This window comes from Paenochrobactrum gallinarii (genome assembly GCF_014205685.1).
Taxonomy (GTDB): Bacteria; Pseudomonadota; Alphaproteobacteria; order Rhizobiales; family Rhizobiaceae; genus Paenochrobactrum; species Paenochrobactrum gallinarii.
In genome coordinates this window covers 325,151-351,967 of the sequence record NZ_JACIIU010000001.1, presented here as the reverse complement: position 1 = coordinate 351,967, position 26,817 = coordinate 325,151, and the positions used below count along the sequence as shown (strand labels likewise).

Below are 26,817 nucleotides of genomic sequence, written 5' to 3'. Positions count from 1 at the left end.
TATCTGGGGGCTTGCCACAGAATCAACGATCTGATTCTTTAGGGTACAGCGTTCAGTGATTTGATTCGACGAGGTTTTCTCGTTTCGAACATATGTATTTTCTGTTGCGAGTTTTGCCGGTGACGGCTTTTTGTATTTTGCGTCGTTTATGACAAGAGAGGGGTTATCATATGGCTAAAAAACATGTTGCCGTATTGATGGGTGGTTTTTCATCAGAACGCCCTGTCAGCTTGTCATCTGGCGCAGCTTGTGCTGATGCGTTGGAAGCTGAAGGTTACCGCGTCACCCGCGTTGATATGGATCGCAATGTTGCGGCCGTTCTGGCGGAGCTTCGTCCTGATGTGGTGTTTAACGCGTTACACGGTCCTTTTGGCGAAGATGGCTCTATTCAGGGCATTCTCGAATTTTTACAAATTCCTTACACCCATTCCGGCGTGATGGCTTCGGCTTTGGCAATGGATAAGGCGCGCGCCAAAAAAGTGGTCGCTGCTGCCGGAGTGAATGTTGCTGAATCCGTAGTGATGAACCGTTTTGAATTAGGTAATGAACATCCGATCAAGCCACCATATGTGGTGAAGCCGGTGCGTGAAGGTTCAAGCTTTGGCGTGGTGATTGTTCAGGAAGATCAGTCGCATCCGCCTCAGGTCATCTCGTCACCTGATTGGAAATATGGCGATGAAGTGCTGGTTGAGCATTATGTGGCCGGCCGTGAGCTGACCTGCGCCGTCATGGGTGATCGGGTGCTTGGTGTTTGCGAGATTATTCCGGTTGGTCATCAGTTCTATGATTACGATTCAAAATATGTTGCTGGCGCATCAAAACATGAGTGTCCGGCAAAAATTTTACCAAATATTTACCAAAAAATTCAAATAATGGCGCTTGAGGCACATAGGGCAATTGGCTGTAAAGGTGTGAGTCGTTCGGACTTCCGGTATGATGATCGTTTTTCAGAGGATGGCGAGCTGGTTTGGCTGGAAGTTAATACCCAGTCGGGCATGACCCCAACCTCTCTTGTGCCTGATATTGCGCGTGCAGAAGGTATTTCCTTTGGTGCGTTATTGAGTTGGATGGTGGAGGACGCGTCGTGCTTGCGTTAAAGAAAAAGGCTAAAGCTCAGTACAGTGCTCAGTCGGTGCGTCACGCATCGTCGGTGCAGGGTATTGCTTTTGTATTGCCTAAATTCTTGCGTAAACCTTTTCGTTTTATCGCCCGTCTGTTTCAGGGGCGCATCCATATCCCGCGTTTTGCCGGCACTATTGGCTTGGCAGGCTTTTTCGCGGCGACCGGTGCTTATGGCATGGTGGCCGGAGGACATTCTGAAGATGTCATTAAAGTAACAACCTCAACGCTTGGTTTTGCAATCGAGCGTGTGGAAGTTGTTGGTAACGCCGAAACGTCTGATATCGATGTGCTGGGACAATTGAACCTTGATGGCTCAACCTCGCTGATTGGATTGAACGTCGAGCGTGCGCGTGAAGAAATTTCGCAATTGCCTTGGGTGGAAAGCGCTGAAGTGCGCAAAATCTATCCGGGCACTGTGCTGGTGTCGCTGCAAGAGCGCAAAGCACATGCTATCTGGCAGAGCGATGATGCCCTGTCGCTGATTGATGCTGACGGCAAAGAAATCGTGCCTTACCGTTCAGGTCGTTATGCTCAGCTGCCATTGGTGGTAGGTGAGGGTGCGGAAACCCGTGTGAAGAATTTTATTACCGATGTCAGTGCCTATCCGGCGCTTGCATCCAAAGTGCGTGCCTATGTTCGTGTCGCCGACCGGCGATGGGATCTGCTTTTGGAAAACGGCGTGCGGGTGCTGCTGCCGGAATTCGAACCGCAAAAAGCATTGGCACAGATTGAACAATTGGATCGGGATCAGCATCTGCTGTCCCGCGATATTGTTTCCGTCGATATGCGGTTGAATGACCGCGTTACTGTTTTGTTGACGGAGACCGGACAGGTCGCACGTGAGAAACTATTAAAAGAACGCCAGCAGGCCGCACGTGCGGGGAAACGCGCATGAGTATTTTTGGTAACAAGTCGGCAGCAAATTCAGGATCAGCAGGGCGCAAGGTGCGTCTTTTAACTGTTCTTGATGTGGGTTCCAGCAAAGTGTCTTGCGTCATCGCGCGGCTGACGCCGCGTGAAGAAAGCGCGATGTTGCCAGGTCGCACCCATCGTATGGAAGTGCTCGGCATCGGCCATCAGAAATCATACGGTGTTAAATCCGGTGTGATTATTGATCTGGATGCTGCGGAACAATCCATTCGTCTGGCTGTTGATGCGGCAGAACGTATGGCCGGTTTGACGGTCGACAGTCTGATCGTCAATATTTCTGCCGGTCGTTTGAAAAGCGAAATTTTGTCGGCCAGCATCAATCTTGGCGGCCATGAAGTTGATCGCTCTGATGTGCGCCGTGTCTTGGCCGCAGGTGCCAAACAAGCGCTGGCTGCAGAACGCAATCTGGTTCACTCGCTGCCGATTGGCTACACCCTTGATGGTGAGCGCGGCATTCGTGATCCGATGGGAATGCTGGGTGACAGTTTAGGCGTTGACATGCACGTGTTAACAGCCGATAGCGCACCATTGCGTAATTTGGAATTATGCATCAATCGTTGCCATTTATCAGTGGAAGCGATGGTTGCAACACCATATGCCAGCGGTTTGGCTGCATTGGTGGATGATGAAGCGGAAATGGGTGTTGCCTGCATCGATATGGGCGGCGGCACGACAACTATTTCTGTTTTCTCAGAAGGTAAATTTATTCATGCGGATGCGATTGCCATTGGTGGCAATCACGTGACCATGGATGTGGCGCGCGGCTTTTCCACCCGTATGGAAGACGCCGAACGCTTGAAGGTTATGTATGGTTCAGCACTCCCAAGCGCTGCGGATGAACGCGATCTGATCAGCGTTCCCCCGATTGGTGATGATGAGCGAGACATGCCAAATCAGTATCCACGCTCAGTCCTGACGCGTATTATCCGTGCCCGTGTTGAAGAAACACTGGAACTGGTACGTGACCGGCTGAATCAGTCCGGCTTTGGCACAATCGTTGGAAAACGTGTTGTGCTGACCGGTGGTGCCAGCCAGCTGCCGGGTATGCCGGAAGCTGCGCGACGTATCCTGGCGCGCAATGCTCGTATCGGGCGGCCGCTGGGGATTTCGGGCCTGCCGGATGCGGCCAAAGGAGCGGCTTTTTCCGCCACCGTTGGCTTGTTGATCTACCCGCAGGTTGCGGGTGTCGAAGAGCGGTCAATTAAGGCAGCAGGTTCAGGCCGGCTGACCGGGACGGGTGGACGAATACAGCGTGTCGGCCAATGGCTGAGAGAGAGTTTTTGAGTAGCCGGGCGTATTATCGGTTCAGAACAATTTAACACCGCAGCGGCAATGGCGGTGAGAGGCTTAAGAGGAACGAAGAACAATGACCATCAATCTGCAAAAGCCAGATATTACAGAGCTGAAGCCTCGTATCACCGTTTTCGGTGTTGGCGGTGGCGGCGGTAACGCAGTCAACAACATGATCAATGCCGGTCTTCGTGGCGTTGATTTTGTGGTTGCCAACACAGACGCTCAGGCGCTGACAATGTCACGCTCAGACCGGATCATTCAGCTCGGTGCTGCTGTGACTGAAGGCCTTGGCGCGGGTTCGCAGCCGGAAGTCGGTCGCGCAGCTGCTGAAGAGTGCATCGATGAAATTGTTGATCACCTGAACGGCACCCACATGTGCTTTGTCACCGCCGGTATGGGTGGTGGTACCGGTACAGGTGCGGCTCCTGTTGTTGCACGTGCTGCCCGTGATCGTGGTATTCTGACTGTTGGCGTTGTGACCAAGCCTTTCCATTTTGAAGGTCAGCGTCGCATGAAAACCGCAGATCTGGGAATAGAAGAGCTTCAGAAGAACGTCGACACTCTGATTGTTATTCCGAACCAGAACCTGTTCCGCATTGCCAATGACAAGACCACTTTTGCTGACGCTTTTGCGATGGCGGATCAGGTGCTCTACTCAGGCGTTGCCTGCATCACCGACCTGATGGTTAAAGAAGGCCTCATCAACCTCGACTTCGCTGACGTTCGCGCTGTTATGCGTGAAATGGGCAAAGCGATGATGGGTACCGGTGAAGCTTCCGGTGAAGGCCGTGCGATTGCAGCTGCTGAAGCAGCGATTGCTAATCCGCTGCTCGACGAAACATCAATGCGCGGCGCACGCGGTCTGTTGATCTCCATCACCGGTGGTCGTGATATGACCCTGTTTGAAGTGGATGAAGCAGCAACCCGTATCCGTGAAGAAGTTGATCAGGATGCAAACATTATCCTCGGTGCAACATTTGATGAAGGTCTTGAAGGCGTTATCCGCGTTTCTGTTGTGGCGACCGGCATTGATAAGCAGATCGGAGATGCGGCGCCTGCGCCGCTGGAATTTCGTCAACAACAGCCAGTAAAGCCAGCTGCACCTAAGCCTGCACCGCACGGCGCATTGCGTCCGCCTGTACAGGTTGAGCAGTCAGCTCAGCCACGTGCTGTAGAAGCTGCCGCTGCTCCGCAAAACACCCATACAGCACAGGCTGAAATGCCTTTCTATCAGGGTGAAGACGACCAGTCTTTCCGTCCGGCAAGCCGTATTTTCCAGGCTCCGACACCAGAAAGCATGGATGCTCGTGCACAGGCTCCACGTCAGCAGGCACCTCAGGCTCAGCATGCGCCGCAGGTTCAGCTGCACACACAGCAACAGCAGCAGGTTCAGCCGCAGTACCATCAGTCGCAGATGGAACAGCCAGCCGCGCAGCCACAGCCGCGCCAAGCTCCACGCATGCCTTCGGTGTCTGACTTTCCTCCGGTGGTTCAAGCGGAACTGAATGCACGCCGTGCACCGGCACCTGCTCAGGAAGAGCGCAGCCCTAAAGGCTTGCTTAACCGTCTGATGAGCGGTCTGACCCGTCGTGAAGAAGAGCAGCCGGCTGCTCGTCTGGAACCGGCACAGGGTCGTGCAGAGCCAGGTATGCGCCAGCAGGAAACCCGTCGTCCGCTGTCGCAGGATGCGTCGATCTACGCTCCACGCCGCGCTCAGCTGAACGAGCAGGCTCCTCGCCAGCAGCGTCCTGTGTCTGAAGAAGACCAGTTGGAAATTCCGGCATTCCTGCGTCGTCAGTCAAACTAAGCAGACGCAGATTTAAATCGAAAGCCCTTCCGGTGCAGATCGGAAGGGCTTTTTTTATGTCGGTGGTGGGAAAAAGTGCGTCTCTGACAAAGATAAAAAATGCGTTATTTCTTGTGAGTGGACAGGCTGTATTTTTATATTTGTAGAAAAGTTATACTGCTTTATCGTCCACGGGCATGATTTAGCCGTAATATGGTTTATGCCTACAGGTAGCTTATATCGGACAGGTGCTTTATGAGGCTTGTCTGAGAATGATGACACGAAAATTCGGATGACGAGTGATGACCTTACAGCCATTTCAACAAACCCTTGCAAAGCCGGTAATGCTGGCCGGTGTGGGCGTACATAGCGGCAAGGTCGCCAATGTTGAATTCATTCCGGCTGCTGAAAATAGTGGTATCGTGTTCATTCGCGAAGATGCGCAAGGCAATCAGCATCGATTTGCAGCCCATGCGGATCAGGTTGGTTCCACCGATCTGTCAACGACACTTGGAGCAGGTGACATTCGTATCCATACGATCGAACATCTGATGTCGGCTGTCTCGGCGCTTGGTCTTGATAATCTGGAGATTATGCTGGACGGTGCAGAAGTGCCGATTTTGGATGGTTCGTCATTGGATTTCGTCAATGCTTTTGAAGCATCGGGCATTGAAACGCAAACTGCGAAACGCAAGTTCATCCGTGTTTTAAAACCTGTGCGAATTGAGCATAATGGCTCATGGGCAGAGTTCACCCCGTATGACGGTTTGCATTATGAGGTGGAGATTGAGTTTGCCTCTCCTGTCATCGGACGGCAAAAATATTCTGCTGATCTTAATGCCGACGTTTTCAAAAATGACATTGCAGCGGCGCGTACTTTTGGCTTCATGAAAGATGTTGAAGCTTTATGGGCGGCAGGCTTGGCGCTTGGTTCATCGTTGGAAAATTCTCTGGTGATCGGGCATGATGATAAGATCATCAATGAAGGCGGTCAGCGTCTGAAAAATGAATTTGTCCGCCATAAGACATTGGATGCTATCGGTGATCTGGCTATGCTGGGCGCGCCTTTTATCGGCCGCTTCAGCTCTTTTCGTGGCGGACACAAAATGAATTCGCATGTGGTGAAGGCGCTATTGGCTGATCCTTCGACCCATGAAATTGTTGAGGTTTAATCGCTCCGGACAAGACCGGCAGATTATTCTTTCTGATGGTGCTTGTGCTGAGTTTATGAATAATTGCGTTTTGTTTCACTCATCTAACTGTTAAAAACAGAGTTTTTGAGCGAAAAATCCGCTATGCAAAGGTAAGGATGTCTTTAATATCATTGCTGAATGAGTTGGCTTGTGATTTATGGACATCCAATAGATTCAATATTGCATCCTTTATATTTTCACGAATTTCGTGTTAAGGGTGTAATCAGACCATATGATGCACCGAGCGATGAAATTTGTGATGGTGCACTATTCTTGTCGTAATGACGCTGCCAGAAGGCCGGAGACCACATGACGAGTTTCAAATTCCCGGTAAACAGAGCAACCGCAATGCTTGTGGGAACGGTTGCCGTGGTTGCAATCCTTTCAGGTTGCGCCAGCAAAGATGACGCTATTGATCTGTCAAAATATGTCGAAACCATTGATGCGCCGGATAAGCTTTACAATGAAGCTCTGGCCAATCTTGATGGCGGACGACTGGGCGAAGCGGCGAAGAAGTTTGCGGCCATTGACCGTCAGCACCCTTACACCGAATGGGCGCGTAAATCGCTCGTAATGGGTGCATTTACCAATTACCGTCAGGGTAATTATGAAGAAGCGATCAGCATGTCGAAGCGTTACAACACGCTTTACCCGACATCGCCTGAATCAGCTTATGCTTATTACATTATCGGTTTGAGCTATTTCCGTCAGATTCCTGATGTTACCCGCGATCAGGCTGCAAGCAAGCGTGCTATTGCCGCGATGCAGGAAGTGATCGACCGCTATCCGGATAGTGAATATGTCGAAGATGCTAAAACGAAAATCCGTTTTGCACGCGACCAGCTGGCCGGTAAAGAAATGCAGGTCGGTCGCTATTATCTAGAGGGTAAAGATTATCTGGCAGCGGTTAAACGTTTCCGTGGTGTGGTGGAAGAATATTCCAACACCCGCCATGTTGAAGAAGCGCTTGCCCGTTTGGTCGAGGCCTATTACGCGCTGGGTCTGACCAGTGAAGCGCAGATGGCTGCATCGGTGCTTGGTCAGAACTATCCGGACAGCCAGTGGTATAAAGACAGCTACAAGCTGTTGCAGTCGGGTGGTTTGGAGCCGCGCAACAATACTGGTTCATGGTTGTCGAAAGCCGGCGCGCTGATTACCGGCGGCGGCGCATAAAGAAAAGCACCTCATGCTGTCGCACCTCTCGATCCGCGATATAGTTCTGATTGAAAGGCTTGATATTGAATTCAGCAGCGGACTTTCTGTGCTTACCGGTGAGACCGGCGCGGGGAAGTCTATTCTGCTGGATTCTTTGTCCCTGGCACTTGGGGCGCGTGGTGACGCATCACTGGTGCGTCACGGTGCCGATCAGGGGCAGGTGACAGCCGTTTTTGATGTGCCGGCCAACCATCCGGCACGTGTTTTTTTGAGCCAAAACGGATTGGAAGACGACGGCGATATTATCTTGCGTCGCGTTCAGTCGGGTGATGGTCGTACCCGTGTTTTCATTAATGATCAGGTTGCAAGCGTAACGCTTTTGCGTGAACTTGGCCGCAGACTTGTTGAAATACACGGTCAGCATGATGATCGTGCGCTTGTCGATATTGATATTCACCGCAGTTTGCTTGACGCTTTTGGTGGTTTGGATAGCCAGACGGAAGTGGTGCGGGAGAAGTTTAAGAGCTGGCGTGATGCCGAACAGGCTTTAAACCGCTATCGTGCCAAAGTGGAAGCGGCCGAGCGCGAAGGTGATTATTTGCGCGCCTCTGTTGAAGAACTGGATAAGCTTAATCCGCAAATTGGCGAAGAAGACGAGCTGGCAGAACGCCGTGCAGTGATGATGAAATCCGAGCGCATTGCCAGTGATGTCAATGAGGCTAATGATTTATTGTCGGGGCAGGGTTCCCCCGTTCCCTCACTTGCCAGTCTTGTGCGCCGCTTGGAGCGTAAAGCGCCTGAAGCACCGCAGTTGTTAGAACCGGTTATCAATGCGATTGATGAAGCGCTGGACAAGCTGGCGCTGGCGCAAGACGGTATTGAAGCGGCTATCCGTGCAATTGATTTTGATCCGCGCTTGCAGGAGCAGGTGGAGGAGCGCCTTTTTGCGCTTCGTGCAGCAGCGCGCAAATATTCGGTGCCGGTCAGCGAATTGCCAGCATTGCGCGATAAAATGGATGCTGATCTGGCTGATCTTGATGCAGGCGCTGAAAAGCTTGAAAAGCTTGAAGCAGAAGCAGTGACTACCAAGAAAGTCTATGATGATGTGGCCGGAGCTTTGTCGGCTGCGCGTCATGAAACAGCCGAACATCTGAAAGCTGCCGTGATGGCTGAACTGCCAGCTTTGAAGCTGGAACGCGCCGAGTTTATCGTTGAAATGACCACCGATGCAGACGCCCGCAGTGCTGAAGGCATTGATATTGTGGAATATTGGGTGCGCACCAATCCGGGCACCCGCGCCGGGCCGATGATGAAGGTCGCGTCAGGTGGTGAATTATCGCGTTTCTTGCTAGCTTTGAAGGTTGCACTTGCTGATCGTGGTTCTGCACCAACATTGGTGTTTGACGAAATTGACACGGGTGTCGGCGGTGCGGTGGCTGATGCGATTGGTCAGCGTTTATCGCGCTTGTCTTCACGTGTGCAGGTCTTGTCTGTCACACATGCTCCGCAAGTGGCAGCACGCGCTTCAACGCATTTCCTGATTGCTAAATCAGCAGATAAGAGCGACCGCGTCAGCACATCCATCCGTGTGATGGAAACGGCCGAGCGTCAGGAAGAAATCGCCCGTATGCTGGCAGGTGCCAGCGTGACGGATGAAGCCCGCGCTGCGGCCGAGCGTCTGCTGGGCGAAACGAGCAAGGCAAAAGCCTGAATTCACAACAGCTAAATATTCGTGTCGCGGCGTATCGGATAAACGCATTGTCCGATAAGCTTCGCCCCATATCCAATTGATTCCTGCGGAACGGTAATGAGTGAAATTTCTTTTGATCAGATGAGCGAACAAGATGCGGCTTTGGAACTGGAGCGGCTGGCAAAGCTCATAGCTTATCATGATGAGCGCTATCATGGGAAAGATCAGCCGGAAATTTCAGATGCCGATTATGATGCGCTTAAGCGCCGTAATGAGGCGATTGAAAAGCTTTATCCGCAACTTATCCGCGCTGACAGTCCGTCCCGTAAGATAGGTTCTGTACCAGCAGCAGGCTTTACTCAAGTGACCCATGCGCGCGCGATGTTGTCACTCGACAATGCATTTTCGGATGAGGATGTCGGTGATTTTGTCGGGAGTGTTTATCGCTTTTTGGGACGTTTGCCGGATAATTCAATTGCATTTACCGCAGAGCCAAAAATTGACGGGCTTTCCCTTTCGCTGCGTTATGAAGGCCGGAAACTGGTAACGGCCGCCACGCGCGGCGATGGTACAACGGGTGAAAATGTTACTGCCAATATTCTGACGATTAAAGAAATTCCGCAAACACTGCCAGCATCAGCACCCGACATTGTTGAGGTGCGTGGCGAAGTTTATATGGCGAAAAGCGACTTTCTGGCACTGAACGAACAAATGGCGGCGGAAGGCAAGCAGACCTATGTCAATCCGCGTAATACTGCTGCCGGCTCATTGCGTCAGCTTGATCCGAAAGTAACTGCCAGCCGTAAGTTGCGCTTTTTTGCTTATGCTTGCGGCGAGATGTCGGTGATGCCAGCACAGACGCAATCCGGCATGGTGACATTGTTTCAAGAGTGGGGTTTTTGCACCAATCCGCTGACCAAGCGTTTGACGAGCATTGAAGCTATTATTGCGCATTATAATCATATTGGCTTGGAACGCGCTCAGCTTGATTATGATATCGACGGCGTTGTTTATAAGGTCGACGACTTGAAATTGCAGGAGCGTCTGGGCTTCCGTTCGCGCAGCCCGCGTTGGGCAATTGCCCATAAATTTCCGGCAGAACAGGCAACCACCATTTTGCGCGGCATTGATATTCAGGTAGGGCGCACAGGCGTGCTGACCCCCGTGGCGCGTCTCACACCAATCACTGTGGGTGGTGTGGTAGTAACCAATGCTACATTGCACAATGAGGACTATATCAAAGGTATCGGCCAGAAGGGCGAACCGCTGCGTGAAGGGCGCGATATTCGCATTGGTGACACGGTGATTGTGCAGCGCGCCGGTGATGTTATCCCGCAGATTGTCGATGTGGTACTGAGCGAACGTCCGAGCGATTCTGTACCTTTTGAGTTCGAGCATCAATGTCCGGTTTGCAAAAGCCATGCCGTGCGTGAAGAAGGCGAGGCCGCATGGCGCTGCACCGGTGGTTTGATTTGTGAAGCGCAGGCAGTGGAACGGATCCGCCATTTTGTTTCACGTAATGCTTTCGACATTGAAGGCTTGGGTGAAAAGCAGGTGGAGTTTTTCTTCCATGCTGAAGATAAAAATTTAAAAATCCGCACACCTGCCGATATTTTCACGCTGGAAAAACGCCAGAGCCAGTCACTGCTGAAAAAGCTTGAGCATATCGAAGGCTTTGGTGCGGTTTCGGTCAAAAAACTATATGCAGCGATCAATGAGCGGCGCGAGATCGCGTTAAGCCGCTTTTTGTTTGGTCTGGGTATCCGTCATGTCGGTGAGGTGAGCGCCAAGCGTATCGCGCGTGGCTATGGTTCTTATCAGGCTTTTGCAGAAAGTGTGAAAGCTGCTCAAGCACCGCGCGAAGGTGTCAAAGGCGACAAGGGCAATGAAGCATGGCAGGAATTGACCAATATTGAAGGCATTGGCCAGATTGTTGCTGAAGCGATTGTCGAATTTTATCATGAGCCGCATAATATCGAAGTGCTTGATGCTTTGCTTGCGGAAGTCACTCCGCTTGATGAAGCAGCCCCTGTTGCGAGCGGCTCACCGGTGGAAGGCAAGGTGATTGTCTTTACCGGCTCGCTGGAGAAAATGTCGCGTGATGAGGCAAAAGCCATGGCTGATCGCTATGGTGCCAAAGTGGCCGGTTCAGTTTCAAAGAAAACCGATCTGGTGGTGGCGGGCCCTGGCGCTGGCTCCAAGCTTGCCAAAGCACAGGAACTGGGCATCGAAGTGATTGATGAAGATGCGTGGTTTGTGCTGGTTGGCGAAGCTTAAAAGCATATTTCAGCTTCAGATATGAAAACACCGGCTCTGATAGCAGAGCCGGTGTTTTGTTTATCTAAAGAGGTTTGGTTGCCTCAATGAGCCATTCGCTGGCTGACTTGTCCATATGTGGTGTCAGCTTTTCGCGTACCTGCTGGTGATAATGATTGAGCCATTCAATCTCATCAGGCGAAAGCAGAGCTTTATCAATCAGGCGCAGATCAATCGGGCAGAAGGTGAGGGTTTCAAAGCCCAGCATCGGCAGATCGCCGCCTTCAGGTGTCGTTGCTTCAGTGACGATAATCAGGTTTTCAATGCGGATACCGAATGAGCCCGGTTTGTAATAGCCCGGTTCATTGGAGCAGATCATGCCAATCATCAGCTCCTGATCACCGCGCTTGGAAATGCTCTGCGGGCCTTCATGCACGGAAAGATAAGAGCCGACACCATGACCGGTGCCGTGGCCATAATCGAAGCCCTGTTTCCAAAGCGCGATGCGCGCCAGCACGTCGATATCCTGCCCGCGGGTGCCTTTCGGAAAACGTGCTGTTGAAATGGCGATCATGCCTTTCAGCACGAGCGTAAAAGCACGTTTTTTCTCTTGGCTGACATCGCCGATGGCAACCGAGCGGGTAATGTCGGTGGTACCGTCACGATATTGGCCGCCGGAATCAATCAGATAGACGTCGCCATTTTCAAACTGACGGTTGGTATCAGTATTGACGCGGTAATGGATGATCGCGCCATTGGGTCCGCTGCCGGAGATGCTGTCGAAGGATAATTCTTCCAACGGCATCTGGAAGTCTTTGCCGGTTTCGGCGCGGCACTCTTCTAATTTTTGTGCGGCAGAAATTTCGTTCAAATCTTCTGGCTTTTGTGCATCCAGCCATGAGAGAAAGCGCACCATCGCAACGCCGTCACGCTCATGTGCAGTACGACTGCCGTCAAGTTCGGCTTTATTCTTAATGGCGCGCGGCAGGCGTGCCGGATCTTTACCGTTGATAAAAGAGCCGCCAGCGCCTTCAATGATGAGGCGGAATTTTTCTGCGGCCAGCGCCGGATCAAACATGAAAATCTCGCCGGCTTGTGCGCGTTTGGTCAAGGCTGCTTCAAGACTTGATGGCTCGCATAAGGTGGCAAGCTGGGTGAGGTAGGCACGCGGTTCAATGGCAAGTTTGCGCTCATCAATGAAAATCTGCGGTGCCTCAGTGCTTGAGAGAATGACAAAGCACAGCGGCAAAGGCGTGTTGGAAACATCTTTGCCGCGAATGTTGAAAACCCAAGCCGCCGATGACGGATCGGTCAAAACAGTGGCCGTGGCAGCCGTTTGACCAAGTGCTTTTTGCATCAGGGCGATTTTTTCGGATGCCTCCTGACCCGAATAGCGTGCCGGCTGAATGGTAACCGGCGCCAATGGTGCAGCAGGGCGGTCTTGCCAGACCTGATCCACCAGATTGTGCTCAAGCGCTACCAGACGCCCGCCATTGGCTTCAAGACTACTGCGCAAAGCTGCTGCTTCATTGATGGTGTGCAGCCATGGATCAAAGCCGATGACCAGACCCTTGCCATTGGCTTTTAGCCATGTGGCTGGCGGATTGGTAACAAGGCTTTCAATAGTGAAAATTGCCGGATCGGTTTGAGTTGCCGCCTGCAATTCATAGCGACCATCCACAAACAGATAGGCGCTGTCCTTCAAAATAAGGGCTGCACCTGCCGAGCCGGTGAAGCCGGTGAGCCAGCCAAGACGCTGTGCGCTTTCCGGCACATATTCGCCCTGATGTTCATCAGCACGCGGCACCAGAAAACCATCAATTTGGTTTTCTGCCATCAGTTTGCGCAAATTCGCAACGCGCGGCTTGGCATATGAAGGATCTGATTTCACTTCAAATGACTGAAATGTCTGGCTCATAATTGCCTCTTTGAAAAATTATTTCAGATGAATGGTGACCCAGCCTTCGCGGTGCAGGGTGTTTTGGCGCTTCAAACCTTGCGCTTCATAGGCTTCAACCACCGCATCATGCTGGCTTTCCAGAATACCGGACAAGATGATCGAACCACCTTCGGCTTTATGGCTGCTTAAAGCTGGTGCCAGATCCATCAAAGGGCGTGCCAGAATATTGGCAACGATCAGATCAAACGGAGTGTGGCTACGGAAAATTGCGTGGTCGAAACCTTCAGCCGTTGCAGTGGTCACATGTTCTGCAACACCGTTTTTAACGGTATTTTCGGCAGCAACTGTTACGGCAATCGGGTCATTATCAGTGGCAAGCACTTCTATCGGGGCAAGCTTGGCAATAGCAATGGCAAGCACGGCGCTGCCGGTGCCAAGATCAAGCGCATTGGTCGGGTGTTCTTTTTCAACCAGTTCGGTGATCATTTCCAAACAGCCGGCAGTGGTGCCGTGATGGCCGGTGCCGAAAGCAAGCCCTGCATCAATTTCGATGGAGATATCATCGGCGCCCAGTTTATCGCGGTCATGCGAACCATGCACAAAGAAACGTCCGGCGCGTACCGGCTTTAAACCTTCGAGTGAATGGAGAACCCAATCGATATCCGGCAGTTCTTCGATCTGGAATTTACCTGTACCAACGACTGCTTCAACGCGCTTAAGGAGGTCTTCCGCACCGTCTTCGATGTAAAGCGATACTTCGAAGATTTCTTTGTCTTCGTCTACTTCTGTAATGGCGATCGGATAGCCGTCATCTTCAAAAACAGGCTCGAGCCGGGCATAAATCTGTTCAGCTTCGACTTTTTCCGTGACATAGCAGAGGCGAAATTGGGACATGGTGCAAAAACACTTTCGGGAATAATGTGAGCAGGAACGGGGCTTTAAAATGAAGCCCTCATTCCGGTCATTGGTTAGCTATTACGTTTGGCCAGATTTTTCAGCTTTTCAAGCGCTGTATCAGGATTTTCACCATATGCAATGGTGCCGCGGAACATCCCGCCCTTGTCGAGCAAAAACAGCGATGCAGTGTGATCCATATTGTAATTGTCACCTTCACCCGGTACTTTTTTCGCGTAAATATGGTAAGATTTTACAGCTTCAGCGATTTTTTCCGGTGTGCCGGTAATACCGATGATTTTGTCTGACACATTGCTGACATAGGTTTGCATAATTTCCTGCGTGTCACGCTCCGGATCAACAGTGATGAAATAAGCTTTGATCTTGTTTGCATCCGGTCCCATTTCCTTGAGCCAGCCGTCGAGTTCAAAAAGTGTTGTCGGGCAAACGTCAGGGCAATGAGTAAAGCCGAAGAAAATTACAGCAGGTGTTTCGCGCAAATCAGCTTCGGTAAATTTTGAGCCGTCCATAGCGATCAGATCAAGCGGGCCGCCAAATGGTTTGCTGGTTGCTTGTTTGTCCTGAATATAGGTATAGGCGCCGACACCGACGATTGCCGCAACGACTGCAATGATAAGGAGGGGGAGGAGTTTTTTCATAAAGTACAAGCCTTCACGCGTAAATCTATTACAAATTTTACCAGCTTTTCCTGAAGCTTGGGGGAGCTTGAGAGTGCTATAGCATTTAATTGTCATGGAGGGTGACAAAAAGTGCCGTGCAAGCAAAATCTAACAAGGTTATAGGCTTAAAACAAATAAGAAGAAAAGCGCGCAATCGGTTCATTGTTTTGTAGTAGCTGTTTCGGCTGATGAGGTTTTTATAATTGACGATACCTGATGATTTTGAACGCCTTGAGATCAGAGAGCCAAAGGTTCACCCCAATGCAAAATTGCAAGGGGTTAAACTTGGCCGCTATGCTGATATTGGTGAGCGGGTTGTTTTGCGTGATGTGAAAATCGGCGATTTCACCTATATGGAACGGCATGGCGAAGGGATTTATGCTGATATCGGCAAATTCTGCTCTATTGCCGCCAATGTACGCATCAACGCGCTGGAGCACCCGATCGAGCGGTTGATGTCGCACAAAATGACCTATCGCCCGAATGAATATTTCCGCCATATCGGCCTTGATATGGACTATCGCGCTTATCGACAGAGCAAACGTGTGACAATCGGCAATGATGTGTGGATTGGCCATGGTGCAGTGATTATGCCGGGTATTTCCATCGGTCATGGTTCGGTTGTCGGTGCGAATGCCGTGGTGACGCGTGATGTGCCGGATTATACCATTGTTGCCGGTTCTCCGGCGCGCCCTATCCGCCCGCGCTTTCCGGCTGAGATTGTTGAACGCTTGTTGAAGTTGCAATGGTGGGACTGGCCGGTGGCGATGATCTACCGTGCAATGCCGGATATTCAGGTGCTGGAAATCTCTGATTTTCTGGACAAATGGGAAGTGATTGCGGTCAATGAATTAAGCACACCGCAAGAATGAGCTGAGGCTTTGTCTGCCTTCTTGCAAGCGCTCAGCTTTGATCTATATTTTTAAAGTGAACCATCAGTAAAAAGGGCGCTGGCAGATGCGTAGATTATTTCAGGCAGGATTGGTCGCGGCACTTTTGACGGCAGGACTTTTTCCCGCACAAGCGGAAGAAGTGGGTAAAGTCGGCGTAGACTGGCTGGGCAATGATATTGTGATTGATGCCGTGCCTGATCCGAAGGTACAGGGTGTCACCTGTCATTTGGCTTCTTTTTCGCGCGGGATTATTGATCGGCTGCAAAAGGGCAATTGGTTTGAAAATCCGTCCAATGCGTCGATTTCATGCGAGCAGACAGGGCCGATTACCATTGGTGATATCAAGCTTGGCAAAGGTGGTGAGCGGGTTTTTTCCGAGCGCACCAGCCTGATTTGGAAAAAGCTGATTATTACCCGTATTTACGATCCAAAGAACAATACATTGCTTTATCTGGCACATGCGGCGCAGGTGCAGGATGGCTCGGCTAAAACGTCTCTTTCCACTGTGCCGCTTTATCGTGGCGATGTGATGTGGGAAAAAGGCAAGCCGCAATAATCAATTATTCTTGTGACTTAAATAAAAATGCCGGACATTAAGCCCGGCATTTTTTGTTGGTATTATAGTTATTTCAAGCAGGTTGTGCGCTTAATTCTGATGGATCGGCGCTGTCGATATTCTTAGGGGAATTATAAATTTCTTCGTTCAGAATACCTTCGCGCTTGGCAACGATGGTTGGAATGAGCGCCTGACCGGCAACATTGACGGCGGTGCGTCCCATATCCAAAATCGGATCAATTGCCAGCAACAAACCAACACCTTCAAGCGGCAGACCCAATGTGGAGAGGGTCAGTGTCAGCATGACAACCGCGCCGGTGAGACCAGCAGTGGCTGCTGAACCCAGGACCGAGACAAAAGCGATCAGTACATATTCCTGCAAGCCTAACTGGATGCCGAAGAACTGGGCAATGAAGATGGCGGAAATAGCCGGATAAATTGCAGCACAGCCGTCCATTTTCGTGGTTGCACCAAGCGGCACAGCAAAGGCTGAATATTCACGCGGCACACCAAGATTGCGCTCTGTCACGGTTTCGGTTACCGGCAATGTGCCGATGGACGAGCGGGAGACAAAGGCGAGCTGGATAGCCGGCCAGCTACCTGCAAAGAAGCGCGAAGGCTTAAGGCCATGAATGATCAGCACAACCGGATAGACCACGAACAACACAATGGCGAGGCCGATATAAATAGCGGCGGCATACCAGCTGAGCTGTGATAGAGTTTCCCAGCCATATTGCGCAACTGCACGGCCAAGCAGACCAATGGTGCCGATCGGGGTGAGGCGGATAACCCACCAGAGGATTTTTCTGACCACTACCAGAAGCGACTGGTTGAAGGTGAGGAACGGCTTGGCAGCTTCGCCCACTTTAAGCGCTGCAACACCAACAATGATAGCAACCACGAGGATTTGCAGCACGTTGAAGTTAAGCGATGTGGAAGCAGCAGTGCCGTTCAGGCGGGTTGAAGCTTCGATCCCCAGAATATTGGCAGGCACCAGGCCTTTGAGGAAATCAAGCCATGAGCCTGATGAAGCAGGGGCTTTTGCTGCTGTTTCCAGCACGCCGGAACCAATGCCGGGCTGAATGATCAGACCCAGTGCAATGCCGATCAAAACGGCCACAAAAGAGGTGATCGCAAACCATAACAGGGTTTGCCATACCAGTTTGGCGGCATTGTTGAGGGCTGCCAGATTAGCAATCGATGCAACGATTGCGGTGAATACCAATGGCGGTACCAATGCACGCAGCATTTGCACGAAAATTGAGCCGACTGTTTGCAGGGTGACAGCGAGCCAGTTGGCATTACCGGCTGCATCCGGCCCCATATTACGGGCGATGAAGCCTAAGATCAGGCCGATGATCATCGCTGCAATAACCTGAAAACCAAAGTTCAGGTAAAGCGGCTTAGGCGGCTGTGCGCCTGAGGTTTTAACACTTTGTGACTGAGACATGATGCTACTTTCAAAGACAGCAAGGGGAAGGTTTAAAAAACCACTATTCATTGCCGCAGAAAATATCTCAGTCTTTAAGCCGGAGTAAGCTATGCTATTCCGGCTTATTATTTGTAAGCGATGCGTTTGTTCTGATGAATCAGATTTTTGAGAAAATATTTTCTAATACTGAAAATATTAGAAAATTATACCGGCTTCACGAAGCTATCAAGAACACGTTTTTGCCCTGCCTTGTCAAACTCCACTGTCAGCTTGTTGCCGTCTACGACGGCGACGGTGCCATTGCCGAATTTAATGTGAAAGACGCGGGCGCCCACTTTAAAATCAGAGCTGCTGACATTGACCGATTTGCTGACGACCTCGCCATCAATGGTGCGACCCTTCACGGAGCCGCGACCGGCGCCAAAGGAGGATTCCGTTTCCCCATAACCGATGCGTTCGACATTGGCGCCTGAGCGCGAGCCCCAATTATTGCGCGTGGCATCATTGCGGTTTTGCTGGGCGCGCTGCCAACCAGGTGTGGAGTAGGAATTTTGGAACGGGTCGGCTTTTTCAAAGCGGGACTGGCCGTAGCCGCCGCCGGAGCCATAACCGCCGTAATTGCCGTCCATTTCAGCAATTTCCACATGGGCTTCCGGTAGTTCATCCAAAAAGCGGGACGGAATGGTGGATTGCCACATGCCATGAATACGACGATTGGAAACAAACCAGATATGCAGGTTTTTCTTGGCGCGGGTGACCCCGACATAAGCCAGACGCCGTTCTTCTTCCAGCCCTGAACGCCCGCCTTCGTCAAGTGAGCGCTGGTGCGGAAACAGACCTTCTTCCCAACCTGGCAAAAACACGGTTTCAAACTCAAGCCCTTTGGCCGAGTGCAGCGTCATAATATTGACGGCATCCATGTTTTCGTTTTTGTCGGCATCCATCACAAGGGCGACATGCTCGAGAAATCCGCGCAAAGATTCATAATCTTCCATCGAGCGGATGAATTCTTTCAGGTTTTCCAGTCTGCCCGGTGCTTCCGCGGTTTTGTCATTTTGCCACATCGCAGTATAGCCGGATTCATCAAGAATCATTTCGGCCAGTTCCGTGTGCGGGGTGATGTCGATCAGCGATTGCCAGCGATAGAAGTTCTCAACCACTTCACGCAGCGCCGAGCGTGGTTTTGGCTTCAATTCTTCCGTCTGCACCAGATCATGGGCAGCTTCCAGCATCGGAATCCCGCGCTCACGCGCATAATCATGAATTTGGCGCATTGATGCATCGCCAAGGCCGCGTTTCGGCGTATTGATAATACGCTCAAAGGCCAGATCATCCGCGCCTTGTGCCACGACGCGCAAATAGGCCATCGCATCACGAATTTCGAGCCGCTCATAAAAACGTGGGCCGCCAATGACGCGGTAATTGAGGCCAAGCGTGACAAAGCGATCTTCAAATTCGCGCATCTGAAATGACGCACGCACCAAAATCGCCATATTATTCAGCTTGTGGCCGTGGCGCTGTGCCTGCTCGATGGCTTCACCAACAGCACGGGCTTCTTCTTCCGAATCCCATGCCGCATGGACTTGCACGCGAGCATCATCCGGATCCGGCGCATCGGTGAAAAGCGTTTTGCCAAGCCGTCCTTCATTATGGGAGATCAAGTGACCGGCAGCACCCAGAATATGAGCGGTGGAACGGTAATTACGCTCCAGTTTGATAACGGCAGCGCCCGGAAAATCTTTTTCAAAGCGCAGAATATTGTCAACTTCCGCACCGCGCCAGCCGTAAATGGACTGGTCATCATCACCAACACAGCACAGATTGACGCCTTGCTGGATAGAAAAACCATCCGGATTATCGGGACGATTTTTGCTCTGCGGGCGCTGTGCCAGCAGGCGCAGCCACATATATTGCGCCGTATTGGTATCTTGATACTCGTCAACCAGAATATAGCGGAATTTTTGATGATACTCGCGCAAAATGTCGGGATGGGTACGGAAAATACGGATCGGGTGCAGCAGCAGATCGCCAAAGTCACAGGCATTAAGCGTGCGCAGGCGGTTCTGATAGGCTTCGTAAAGTTCGCGCCCCTTGCCGTTTGCAAAAGCACGGGCATCACCTTCAGAAATTTCCGAAGGGCTTAAGCCTTTGTTTTTCCATCCATCAATCATATTGGCGAAGCTGCGGGCAGGCCAGCGCTTATCGTCCAGACCTTCAGCCTGTATCAGCTGTTTGATGAGGCGGATAACATCATCGGTATCAAGAATGGTGAAATCAGAGCGCAAATGTGCAAGCTCTGCATGGCGGCGCAAAAGTTTGACGCCGATGGAGTGGAAGGTACCGAGCCATGGCATGCCTTCAACTGAGTCACCGAGCAAGACGCCAATACGCTCACGCATTTCGCGCGCTGCTTTATTGGTAAATGTAACGGCCAAAATCTGGCTCGGATAAGCAAGCCCCTGATTGATGATATGTGCAATACGGGTGGTGAGAACACGTGTTTTACCTGTTCCCGCACCTGCAAGAACCAGCACAGGGCCTTCGGTTGTCTCCACTGCCAGACGCTGTTCCGGATTTAACCCTGTCAGATATGTTGGTTCGCCGCGTTGTTGATTGCGCGCAGCCATAGCGCGCGCTGCAATACCACCTGGCTCTGCACCTGCTGGCCGCTCCTGCGGTTTGCGTGGGGCATCCGGTTCACCAAAAAAGGGCATATCGTCAGGAAAATCAGACATTGCTTGAGAGTGTACTCATATAAATAAAAGATCAAGGATGGCATCAGGTACTATGTGCGCTTTTCCTGAGTGGTACGGGTATAGCTTGTTCTCCGACTGTTCTGCAAGGGTGAATTTGTTTCCCTCTCAAAACTGGACACGACCCGTTCATATGTTCGGATGCGTTACAGTCTTTATTGTTTAATTATAACATCCACTTTATAGATGCAGATAATAGTATCGTTTCTCTCGCCTTTTTCAGGTTTTTAATGATTATTACGCTGACGACTATTCCGCCTCGTTTTGACAAGATTACCCCGACACTTAAATCTTTGTTAAACCAGAAACATCATGCGGATCAGATCAATCTTTATATCCCTCAGAGTTATAAAAGATTTCCGGAGTGGACCGGCACCCTGCCGCAAGTGCCGGAAGGGGTGACGATTTGCCGAACGGATTTTGATTATGGTCCTGCGACAAAAGTGCTGCCTGCTGTGAAAGACAATTGGGGCAAAGAACGAGATATTTTGTTCTGCGACGATGATGTCTATTATGATGCGCATTGGGCGGAACGCTATGCTAAATTGCGTCTGACACATCAGCGTACATGTCTGGCAGAAGGTGGGTATGATCTTAAAGACATCGATCCGGCCAGTCGTCCCCAAGATCGTTTGCCGCGTGTGAGCAATCAAAACCGTGATTTATTATTTCGCTTAGGTTCGATGCTGAAATATCGCCAGCGCCGTGCCTCTTATTATACCCAAAGCGGCTATAGTGATACATTGCTTGGTGTAAGTGGCGTGATGGTTCGTCCGACCTATTTTGATGAAAAAGTCTTTGATATTCCGGGGCTGTTGTGGACAGTGGATGATTATTGGATTTCGGGTAATCTGGCAGCCAATAATGTGCCGATTTGGGTTAATGCAAATGCACCGCGACGTCATGATGGGGCTAGCAGGCGTATATCCGCATTGTTGACGATGGTGCACGAAGGTAATGACCGCAACGATTCCAATCAGGCGGCTGTTGATTATTTCCGTGAACATTATGGGGTATGGAAATAGAAATTGCCTCAAATCATGTGATTATTAGACAGGGCGGTGGTTTACTGCCTTGTCGTTTCGCGCCTGTTGCCGCTATGTTGCATGAAGTTGAAAAGCCGTGAATCAAGAATAATGGAGCCAGATTTTGGGACGCATTTTCGTCATCGTTGGTGGGTTCCTTGTTTTGCTGCTTACTGCGGCGCTGGTTGTTCCTCCTTTCATTAACTGGACAGGATATCGCGCAGATTTTGAGCGTGAGGCCAGCCGGATTATGGGGCGCGAAGTGCATGTGCGCGGCACCGCAAATGCGCGGCTTCTTCCTTTTCCATCGGTCACATTTTCTGATGTTTATGTGGGCGGCACCAATGATACGACCACATTGAGCATCGACAAATTTTCAATTGATGCGGAACTTATGCCGTTTTTGCGCGGTGAGGTGCTGATTTTTGACATGCAGGTTGAAAAGCCGGTGCTGAAGATCGCAGTGGATGAAAAAGGCCGCGTTGACTGGACAAGAGATGAAGACGCATTGCTTAATAATGCGCAGGTCAAAGTCGAAAAACTCACCGTCCGTGATGGACGCATTTTGATTGCTGATGGCCGCAGCGGCCGTGAGCATCAATTACAAAATATTGAAGCGGTTTTATCGGCACGCAACATTACCGGCCCTTGGCAAATGAACGGCTCGCTTGAAAGTGCGGGCGAGAAGTTCAAGCTTGATTTATCCACCGGCGAGTTAAAGCCGGATGGCAGTTTGCGAGTACGTAACCGGATTACGCCTGAAAAAATGGCGGTTACATTCGAGACAGACGGTGATGTTACGCTGCAAGACGGCTTGCTGAACTATACCGGCAGCTTTAATTTCCGCACACCGGAAACGATCGGCCAAAAAGCGCCGCTGAAAAAAGACGGCAAAGGCGATCGTATCCAGAATGAAAAATCTGGTTTGCTGACCGATTTGCGCATTCACGGGCTTTTTACAGCAACCGATCAGCAGTTTTCGGCTGATGAATTTCGTATGGAGCAGGGGCCTGCCGATGACCCTTATGTGGTGAATGGCAAGGCACAATTTGTCTTTGGCGAAAATCCGCGTTTTGAAATTAATGCCGATGGTCAGCAATTCTTTTTTGGTGACAGCAGCACTGAACAAAGTGGCGAAGCGGTTCCGCTAAAAGAACCTTTGACAGCTTTTCGTGAGCTGATGGGTAATATTCCGGTGCCTACTATTCCGGGTAATGTGGATTTAAGATTGCCGGCCATTATTGCAGGCGGCACGACAATTCGTACCATCACCATCAGTGCTGTGCCGGAGGGGCAGGGCTGGAAGATTAAAGAATTTTCTGCTGATCTGCCGGGTCGCACACGTGTTGAAGCACAAGGCCATTTGGCTTTGGGCGATCAGTTTGGTTTCGAAGGTAATTTGCTGATTGCTTCGCGCCAGCCTTCAGGCTTAGCCGGTTGGTTGACGCAAGAGGTTGATGAAACCGTTCGTCAATTGTCGGGGCTTGGTATTTCAGGTCAGGTGGTTCTCAATGACCGCGTTCAGCAGATTGATAAATTGGAAATCGGCCTTGATGATACAATATTGAAAGGCTCATTCCACCGTCAGATTTTGACAGGCGGTGTGCCGTCAATTGATGTGGAGCTGGAAAGCGAGATAATCAGCAATGCGGCGCTGCAACTGATGTTGTCGCCCTTATCAAGTGTTGAAGGCATTACAGCTTTTGGCAATCAGGCATTGAATGTCTCACTGAAAGCCGATGCGCTGGTGCTGGGCACAACGGAAACCGGCGCACTTGATACACGTTTCCGGTTCAGTAACGCAGCCATGGATTTTGACCGCTTCATGTTGCAGGATTTGAATGGCGCGACCATCATGGCGGCGGGTAATTTTGAACCGCATCAGGACGAATTGACCGGCAAGGTGGATGCCACTTTGCTGAGTGATGATTTATCCGGTTTTATCAATTGGCTGCATGATGTGGCGCCTGAACAGCCGGTGGTGCAGGCACTTTATAAACGCAGCCAATCTTATCCGGATTTGCTGGCTGAGAGCGAGATTAATTTTATCGGCAGCACTGTAGTGCCTAATCTTAAGAAAAAGCCAGAGGCAAAAGACCAAGATCAGGTGAAGCCTGCTGCGGGTGCTTTACATAGTGAAACCTCGTTTAGTGTGAATGGTAAAGCCGGAAGCATGGTGCTTGATTTCTCCGGTACGGCTGCAGGTGAGTGGAACAGTGATGAAGGCTTGCAAATTCAATTGAATGGCAGTGCCAAATCAGAAGAAGGCGAACAGATTTTAGCGCTGCTTGGTGTGCCGGTTTTGCCGTTGGGGCTCGCTGGAGAGCTGGAAGCCGATGTGACATTACAAGGCGCGCTTAATATGGGTGTGCGCACACAATTGCAGTTAAAAGCGCCTGATGCCCATGCCGATTTTGACGGTGTGGTAACGGTATTGGCTGATGATGTCACGGCGAGCGGTAAGGCACAGATAAAGGCCGGCAATCTGGAACCGTTTTTAGCCTCAAGCGGGTATAGTCTGCCAGGTTTCGGGCTCGGGCTTGCTGTTGCACTCACCAGTGATGTGCAATTTGCCAAGGGTATTGTGCGTTTGCCGAATTTACAGGGCACAATTTCGGATAATAAAATCAGCGCTAAACTGGAAGCTTTGCAGCCGGAAAATGCCAGCCCGCTGCTTCGTGGTGAAGCAGAAGCAGATGAAGTGGATTTGCAGTCTTTAAGCGAAATCATGCTTGGGACTGGAGCTTTTACCAGTCAGAAAAAGGGGTGGCCGCAGCAGAAATTTGTCAAATTGCCATTGCTGCCGTTTTCGTTTGATCTGAAAATGAAAGCGGCCGTTGCTGATGCCGGTCAATATGGTGTCGTGCGTGATTTTTCGGCTAAAATGACCAAGACAGATGATCAGCTTGGACTGAGCGATCTGCAAGGCAACTGGAAGGGCGGTCAGCTTTCAGGCTTGGCACAATTGCGCAATAGCGAGGGTAATGCGCTTTTCTCCGCTGATATGAGCTGGAAAGACTTTGATCTGGGCTCGGCCTATCAGATCAGCACTGCGTCAGGCGAAGCAGCGCCTTTGGGTGGTAAGGCATCTTTAACGGCCAAATTGCAGGGCAGTGGTACTCATGTCGCCGAGGCGATGAAGTCGCTATCAGGATCGGCACAGCTTTTGGTCGACAGTTTCACTGTTCAGAATTTGAATGCTGGTCAATTGGCACAAATGTTGGCAGAAGCCGATAGTGATGAAGCGGCAAAAGCCTCAAGTGGCAGCAAACGCTTTGACGCAATTGCCAGTCAGGCAACCCATGACGGCTTATTTGAAGTGAGCAATGCGCAGTTTGATTTCACCCTTGCGGGTGGCGTTGCGCGCATGGGGCTGACACGTTTGGAAAATAGCAAGGCACTGTTGGAAAGTGATTTGCAGCTTGATTTAAGCTCAATGCAACTTAATGGCAGCAGTCGCTTTACCTATAAAAATTTAAGCGAAGATGCTGGTTCTGGCGGCTTCGCCGGTGTTAACTTTGCACTTTCCGGCACTTATGATGAGCCACATGTCAGTGTTGACCATCAGCCGCTGGTGCAGTTTTTGACGCAGCGTGCTTTAGAGCGTGAGCAAGAGCGCGTTGAGGCGATGCAATCAGCTCTGCGTGAAAAACAAAACCTGCGTCGTGAGACGGAGCGTTTGAAAGCACTTAAAGAAGCGCGTGAAAAAGCTCTGATTGAAACTGAAGCCCGTAACAAAGCGGAAGCGCAAAAACGCGAGCAACAACGGTTAGAGGAAGAACGGCGCAAAGCTGCTAATAAGGCTGATGAAGCAAGCCGTATGGGGCAGTCGGTGGAAGATTTTCTGAAAGATCTGGATATGCCGCGCTAAATCGCCGGCTAATCGGCTTGTGCCGTTTCTTCTCTTAAAACACTTTGCAGCGCATAAAGGCGCAGTGCAGAGGAGAGGTTGCAGCCTTCCGGTCTGAGGCCGTCAATTTCGGCAATCAGTGCTGCCAATGCCATTTTGCGCTGTTCTGCCAGATTGCAGATAATATGATAAAACGCATCTTCCAGCGTAAAGCTGGTGGAATGGCCGCGAATGGTGACGGAGTGTTTTTTGAGCTGATGGGCGCCAAGCTTGCTCAAGACGTCTGATCGTCCTGATCGTTTTTTTCCAGCTTGTTCTGATCGAGAAAGCGGTTGGCTTTTTCAGTTTGCGCTTTGTCAAATTGTTTTTGTGCAAGCGTGCGCCCGAAAGTCACGCGATTTTGCTGAGCAATATCTTCACGTTCCTTACGGGCTTTTTGTTTTTTAAACTGTTTGAGATTGACGATGTCGCTCATATCCAATGGATCCAGTTTAAAGCGCTTTGCTTATTTCTTTCGGAAAGCATCGAGGGAAACAACATCGGCACTTGGTTTATTTTCGGTGCTTTCTGGTGCTTCTTCGGTCTTCTCAGCATCAGCTTTTTTGGCTTTTGCGGAAGGCTTGCGAGGCGCTTTCGGTGTTTCTGTTTTGGCTGGTTGCGGCTCCAGCACTTCCAGCTCAGCAATGACAGCTTCACTATCATTATCACCCTCAGGTTCGGCGATGGAAACATCAAACTCGAGCTCGAAGTTAACCGAAGGATCATAGAAGCCACGGATTGCCGAATAAGGAATGACCAGCTTTTCCGGTATGTCACCAAAAGACAAACCAACTTCAAACAGGTGATCGGTGACGACCAATTCCCAATATTGATGTTGGATGACAATAGTCATTTGTTCCGGGTACTTTTCCCGCAATCTTGACGAAATGCGCACGCCTGGTGCACCTGTCAGAAAGGTGATGAAAAAGTGATGATTGCCCGGCAGGCCAGCTTTGGCCACCTCCGCAAGAACCTTACGGATGACGCCTCTCAAGGCTTCCTGAGCAAGAATGTCGTAACGCAGCATATCCTGAACCATAAGTTCCTTATCCCACGGATTCGGCCTTGGATGTCAAGGTGGATTTCATAAGTGAGTGCGAATTTCGTCACATATTACTAATCCGATTGTCGTGAAAAATATATTTCTATTTTCAAGAATATACGTATTTCTGTTCAATTGCGATGCCGTTGTTTGTTTCATGAGCCGCCAGAGCGGCCTTTGGAAGGATGTGGCGAAACTGTCTGTTTTTTAAAATTTGAGTATCAGACTTTAGTTTTATGAGTCTGCCTCACTTGACGTGCGGATCAGTATTTCTTATTTCACAAATCCGTGAGAATAGGGCGATATTGCAGCTCTTTCTTGTTTCCAA

Annotated in this window: 20 protein-coding genes; 12 read left to right on the top strand and 8 right to left on the bottom strand. The window is 50.6% G+C overall.

Annotation, left to right across the window (positions count from 1 at the left end):
- Positions 1-170: 170 nt before the first annotated feature.
- From FHS77_RS01670 to ligA, 8 genes are all read left to right on the top strand, one after another.
- The gene (locus FHS77_RS01670) at positions 171-1,097 is read left to right on the top strand and encodes a D-alanine--D-alanine ligase (RefSeq protein WP_184219041.1); all 927 of its coding nucleotides are present in this window, start codon (positions 171-173) and stop codon (positions 1,095-1,097) included.
- Entirely contained in the window at positions 1,085-2,017 is a 933-nt protein-coding gene (locus FHS77_RS01665) for a cell division protein FtsQ/DivIB (RefSeq protein ID WP_374786185.1), read from the top strand. The genes FHS77_RS01670 and FHS77_RS01665 overlap by 13 nt, the downstream gene beginning before the upstream one ends.
- Positions 2,014-3,336 carry a cell division protein FtsA gene (ftsA, locus tag FHS77_RS01660; protein WP_184219035.1) on the top strand — a complete coding sequence of 441 codons (1,323 nt, stop codon included), beginning with the start codon at positions 2,014-2,016 and terminating at the stop codon, positions 3,334-3,336. Before FHS77_RS01665 ends, ftsA begins: the two co-directional genes overlap by 4 nt.
- 82 nt (positions 3,337-3,418) lie before the next feature.
- On the top strand, positions 3,419-5,152 hold the full coding sequence (gene ftsZ / locus FHS77_RS01655) for a cell division protein FtsZ (RefSeq protein ID WP_184219032.1): 1,734 nt from the start codon (positions 3,419-3,421) through the stop codon (positions 5,150-5,152).
- A 281-nt stretch (positions 5,153-5,433) separates the two neighbouring features.
- Positions 5,434-6,303, top strand: coding sequence for a UDP-3-O-acyl-N-acetylglucosamine deacetylase (lpxC, locus tag FHS77_RS01650; RefSeq protein ID WP_184219029.1), 870 nt, complete (start codon positions 5,434-5,436; stop codon positions 6,301-6,303).
- A gap of 330 nt (positions 6,304-6,633) precedes the next feature.
- The gene (locus tag FHS77_RS01645; protein WP_184219026.1) at positions 6,634-7,497 is read left to right on the top strand and encodes an outer membrane protein assembly factor BamD; all 864 of its coding nucleotides are present in this window, start codon (positions 6,634-6,636) and stop codon (positions 7,495-7,497) included.
- A 13-nt stretch (positions 7,498-7,510) separates the two neighbouring features.
- Complete coding sequence (gene recN / locus FHS77_RS01640; protein WP_184219023.1) at positions 7,511-9,190, top strand: DNA repair protein RecN; 1,680 nt, start codon at positions 7,511-7,513, stop codon at positions 9,188-9,190.
- 96 nt (positions 9,191-9,286) lie between these two features.
- Positions 9,287-11,446 carry an NAD-dependent DNA ligase LigA gene (ligA, locus tag FHS77_RS01635; protein ID WP_184219021.1) on the top strand — a complete coding sequence of 720 codons (2,160 nt, stop codon included), beginning with the start codon at positions 9,287-9,289 and terminating at the stop codon, positions 11,444-11,446.
- A gap of 64 nt (positions 11,447-11,510) precedes the next feature.
- Here the strand turns inward: ligA and FHS77_RS01630 are convergent, their stop codons facing one another.
- From FHS77_RS01630 to FHS77_RS01620, 3 genes are all read right to left on the bottom strand, one after another.
- Positions 11,511-13,343 (bottom strand): aminopeptidase P family protein, encoded by a 1,833-nt coding sequence (locus tag FHS77_RS01630; protein WP_184219018.1) that lies wholly within the window; start codon positions 13,341-13,343, stop codon positions 11,511-11,513.
- An 18-nt stretch (positions 13,344-13,361) separates the two neighbouring features.
- Positions 13,362-14,219 carry a 50S ribosomal protein L11 methyltransferase gene (locus FHS77_RS01625; protein ID WP_184219015.1) on the bottom strand — a complete coding sequence of 286 codons (858 nt, stop codon included), beginning with the start codon at positions 14,217-14,219 and terminating at the stop codon, positions 13,362-13,364.
- 74 nt (positions 14,220-14,293) lie between these two features.
- Positions 14,294-14,878, bottom strand: coding sequence for an SCO family protein (locus FHS77_RS01620; RefSeq protein WP_184219012.1), 585 nt, complete (start codon positions 14,876-14,878; stop codon positions 14,294-14,296).
- A 224-nt stretch (positions 14,879-15,102) separates the two neighbouring features.
- On the opposite strand from FHS77_RS01620, the gene FHS77_RS01615 reads away from it, so the two are divergent.
- Positions 15,103-15,771 (top strand): DapH/DapD/GlmU-related protein, encoded by a 669-nt coding sequence (locus FHS77_RS01615; protein ID WP_184219010.1) that lies wholly within the window; start codon positions 15,103-15,105, stop codon positions 15,769-15,771.
- An 85-nt stretch (positions 15,772-15,856) separates the two neighbouring features.
- Positions 15,857-16,348, top strand: a complete 492-nt coding sequence (locus tag FHS77_RS01610) for a CreA family protein (protein WP_184219007.1) — start codon at positions 15,857-15,859, stop codon at positions 16,346-16,348.
- Between the two features lie 73 nt (positions 16,349-16,421).
- Here the strand turns inward: FHS77_RS01610 and FHS77_RS01605 are convergent, their stop codons facing one another.
- Positions 16,422-17,798: a dicarboxylate/amino acid:cation symporter gene (locus FHS77_RS01605; protein ID WP_184219004.1), complete on the bottom strand. Its 1,377-nt coding sequence runs from the start codon at positions 17,796-17,798 to the stop codon at positions 16,422-16,424.
- A 185-nt stretch (positions 17,799-17,983) separates the two neighbouring features.
- The gene (locus tag FHS77_RS01600; protein ID WP_184219001.1) at positions 17,984-20,515 is read right to left on the bottom strand and encodes an ATP-dependent helicase; all 2,532 of its coding nucleotides are present in this window, start codon (positions 20,513-20,515) and stop codon (positions 17,984-17,986) included.
- 248 nt (positions 20,516-20,763) lie between these two features.
- Between FHS77_RS01600 and FHS77_RS01595 the strand changes: the two genes are divergently transcribed.
- The gene (locus FHS77_RS01595) at positions 20,764-21,558 is read left to right on the top strand and encodes a glycosyltransferase family 2 protein (RefSeq protein WP_184218998.1); all 795 of its coding nucleotides are present in this window, start codon (positions 20,764-20,766) and stop codon (positions 21,556-21,558) included.
- A gap of 124 nt (positions 21,559-21,682) precedes the next feature.
- Positions 21,683-25,429 (top strand): AsmA family protein, encoded by a 3,747-nt coding sequence (locus FHS77_RS01590; RefSeq protein ID WP_184218995.1) that lies wholly within the window; start codon positions 21,683-21,685, stop codon positions 25,427-25,429.
- Between the two features lie 8 nt (positions 25,430-25,437).
- Here FHS77_RS01590 and FHS77_RS01585 read toward each other — a convergent pair whose 3' ends face one another.
- From FHS77_RS01585 to FHS77_RS01575, 3 genes are read right to left on the bottom strand one after another with little or no spacing between them, the layout of a single operon-like run.
- Complete coding sequence (locus tag FHS77_RS01585) at positions 25,438-25,686, bottom strand: ribbon-helix-helix domain-containing protein (protein ID WP_184218992.1); 249 nt, start codon at positions 25,684-25,686, stop codon at positions 25,438-25,440.
- Positions 25,683-25,883, bottom strand: a complete 201-nt coding sequence (locus FHS77_RS01580) for a DUF4169 family protein (protein WP_184218989.1) — start codon at positions 25,881-25,883, stop codon at positions 25,683-25,685. The genes FHS77_RS01585 and FHS77_RS01580 overlap by 4 nt, the downstream gene beginning before the upstream one ends.
- Before the next feature lie 30 nt (positions 25,884-25,913).
- Positions 25,914-26,486 carry an SspB family protein gene (locus FHS77_RS01575; protein WP_184218986.1) on the bottom strand — a complete coding sequence of 191 codons (573 nt, stop codon included), beginning with the start codon at positions 26,484-26,486 and terminating at the stop codon, positions 25,914-25,916.
- Positions 26,487-26,817: the final 331 nt, after the last annotated feature.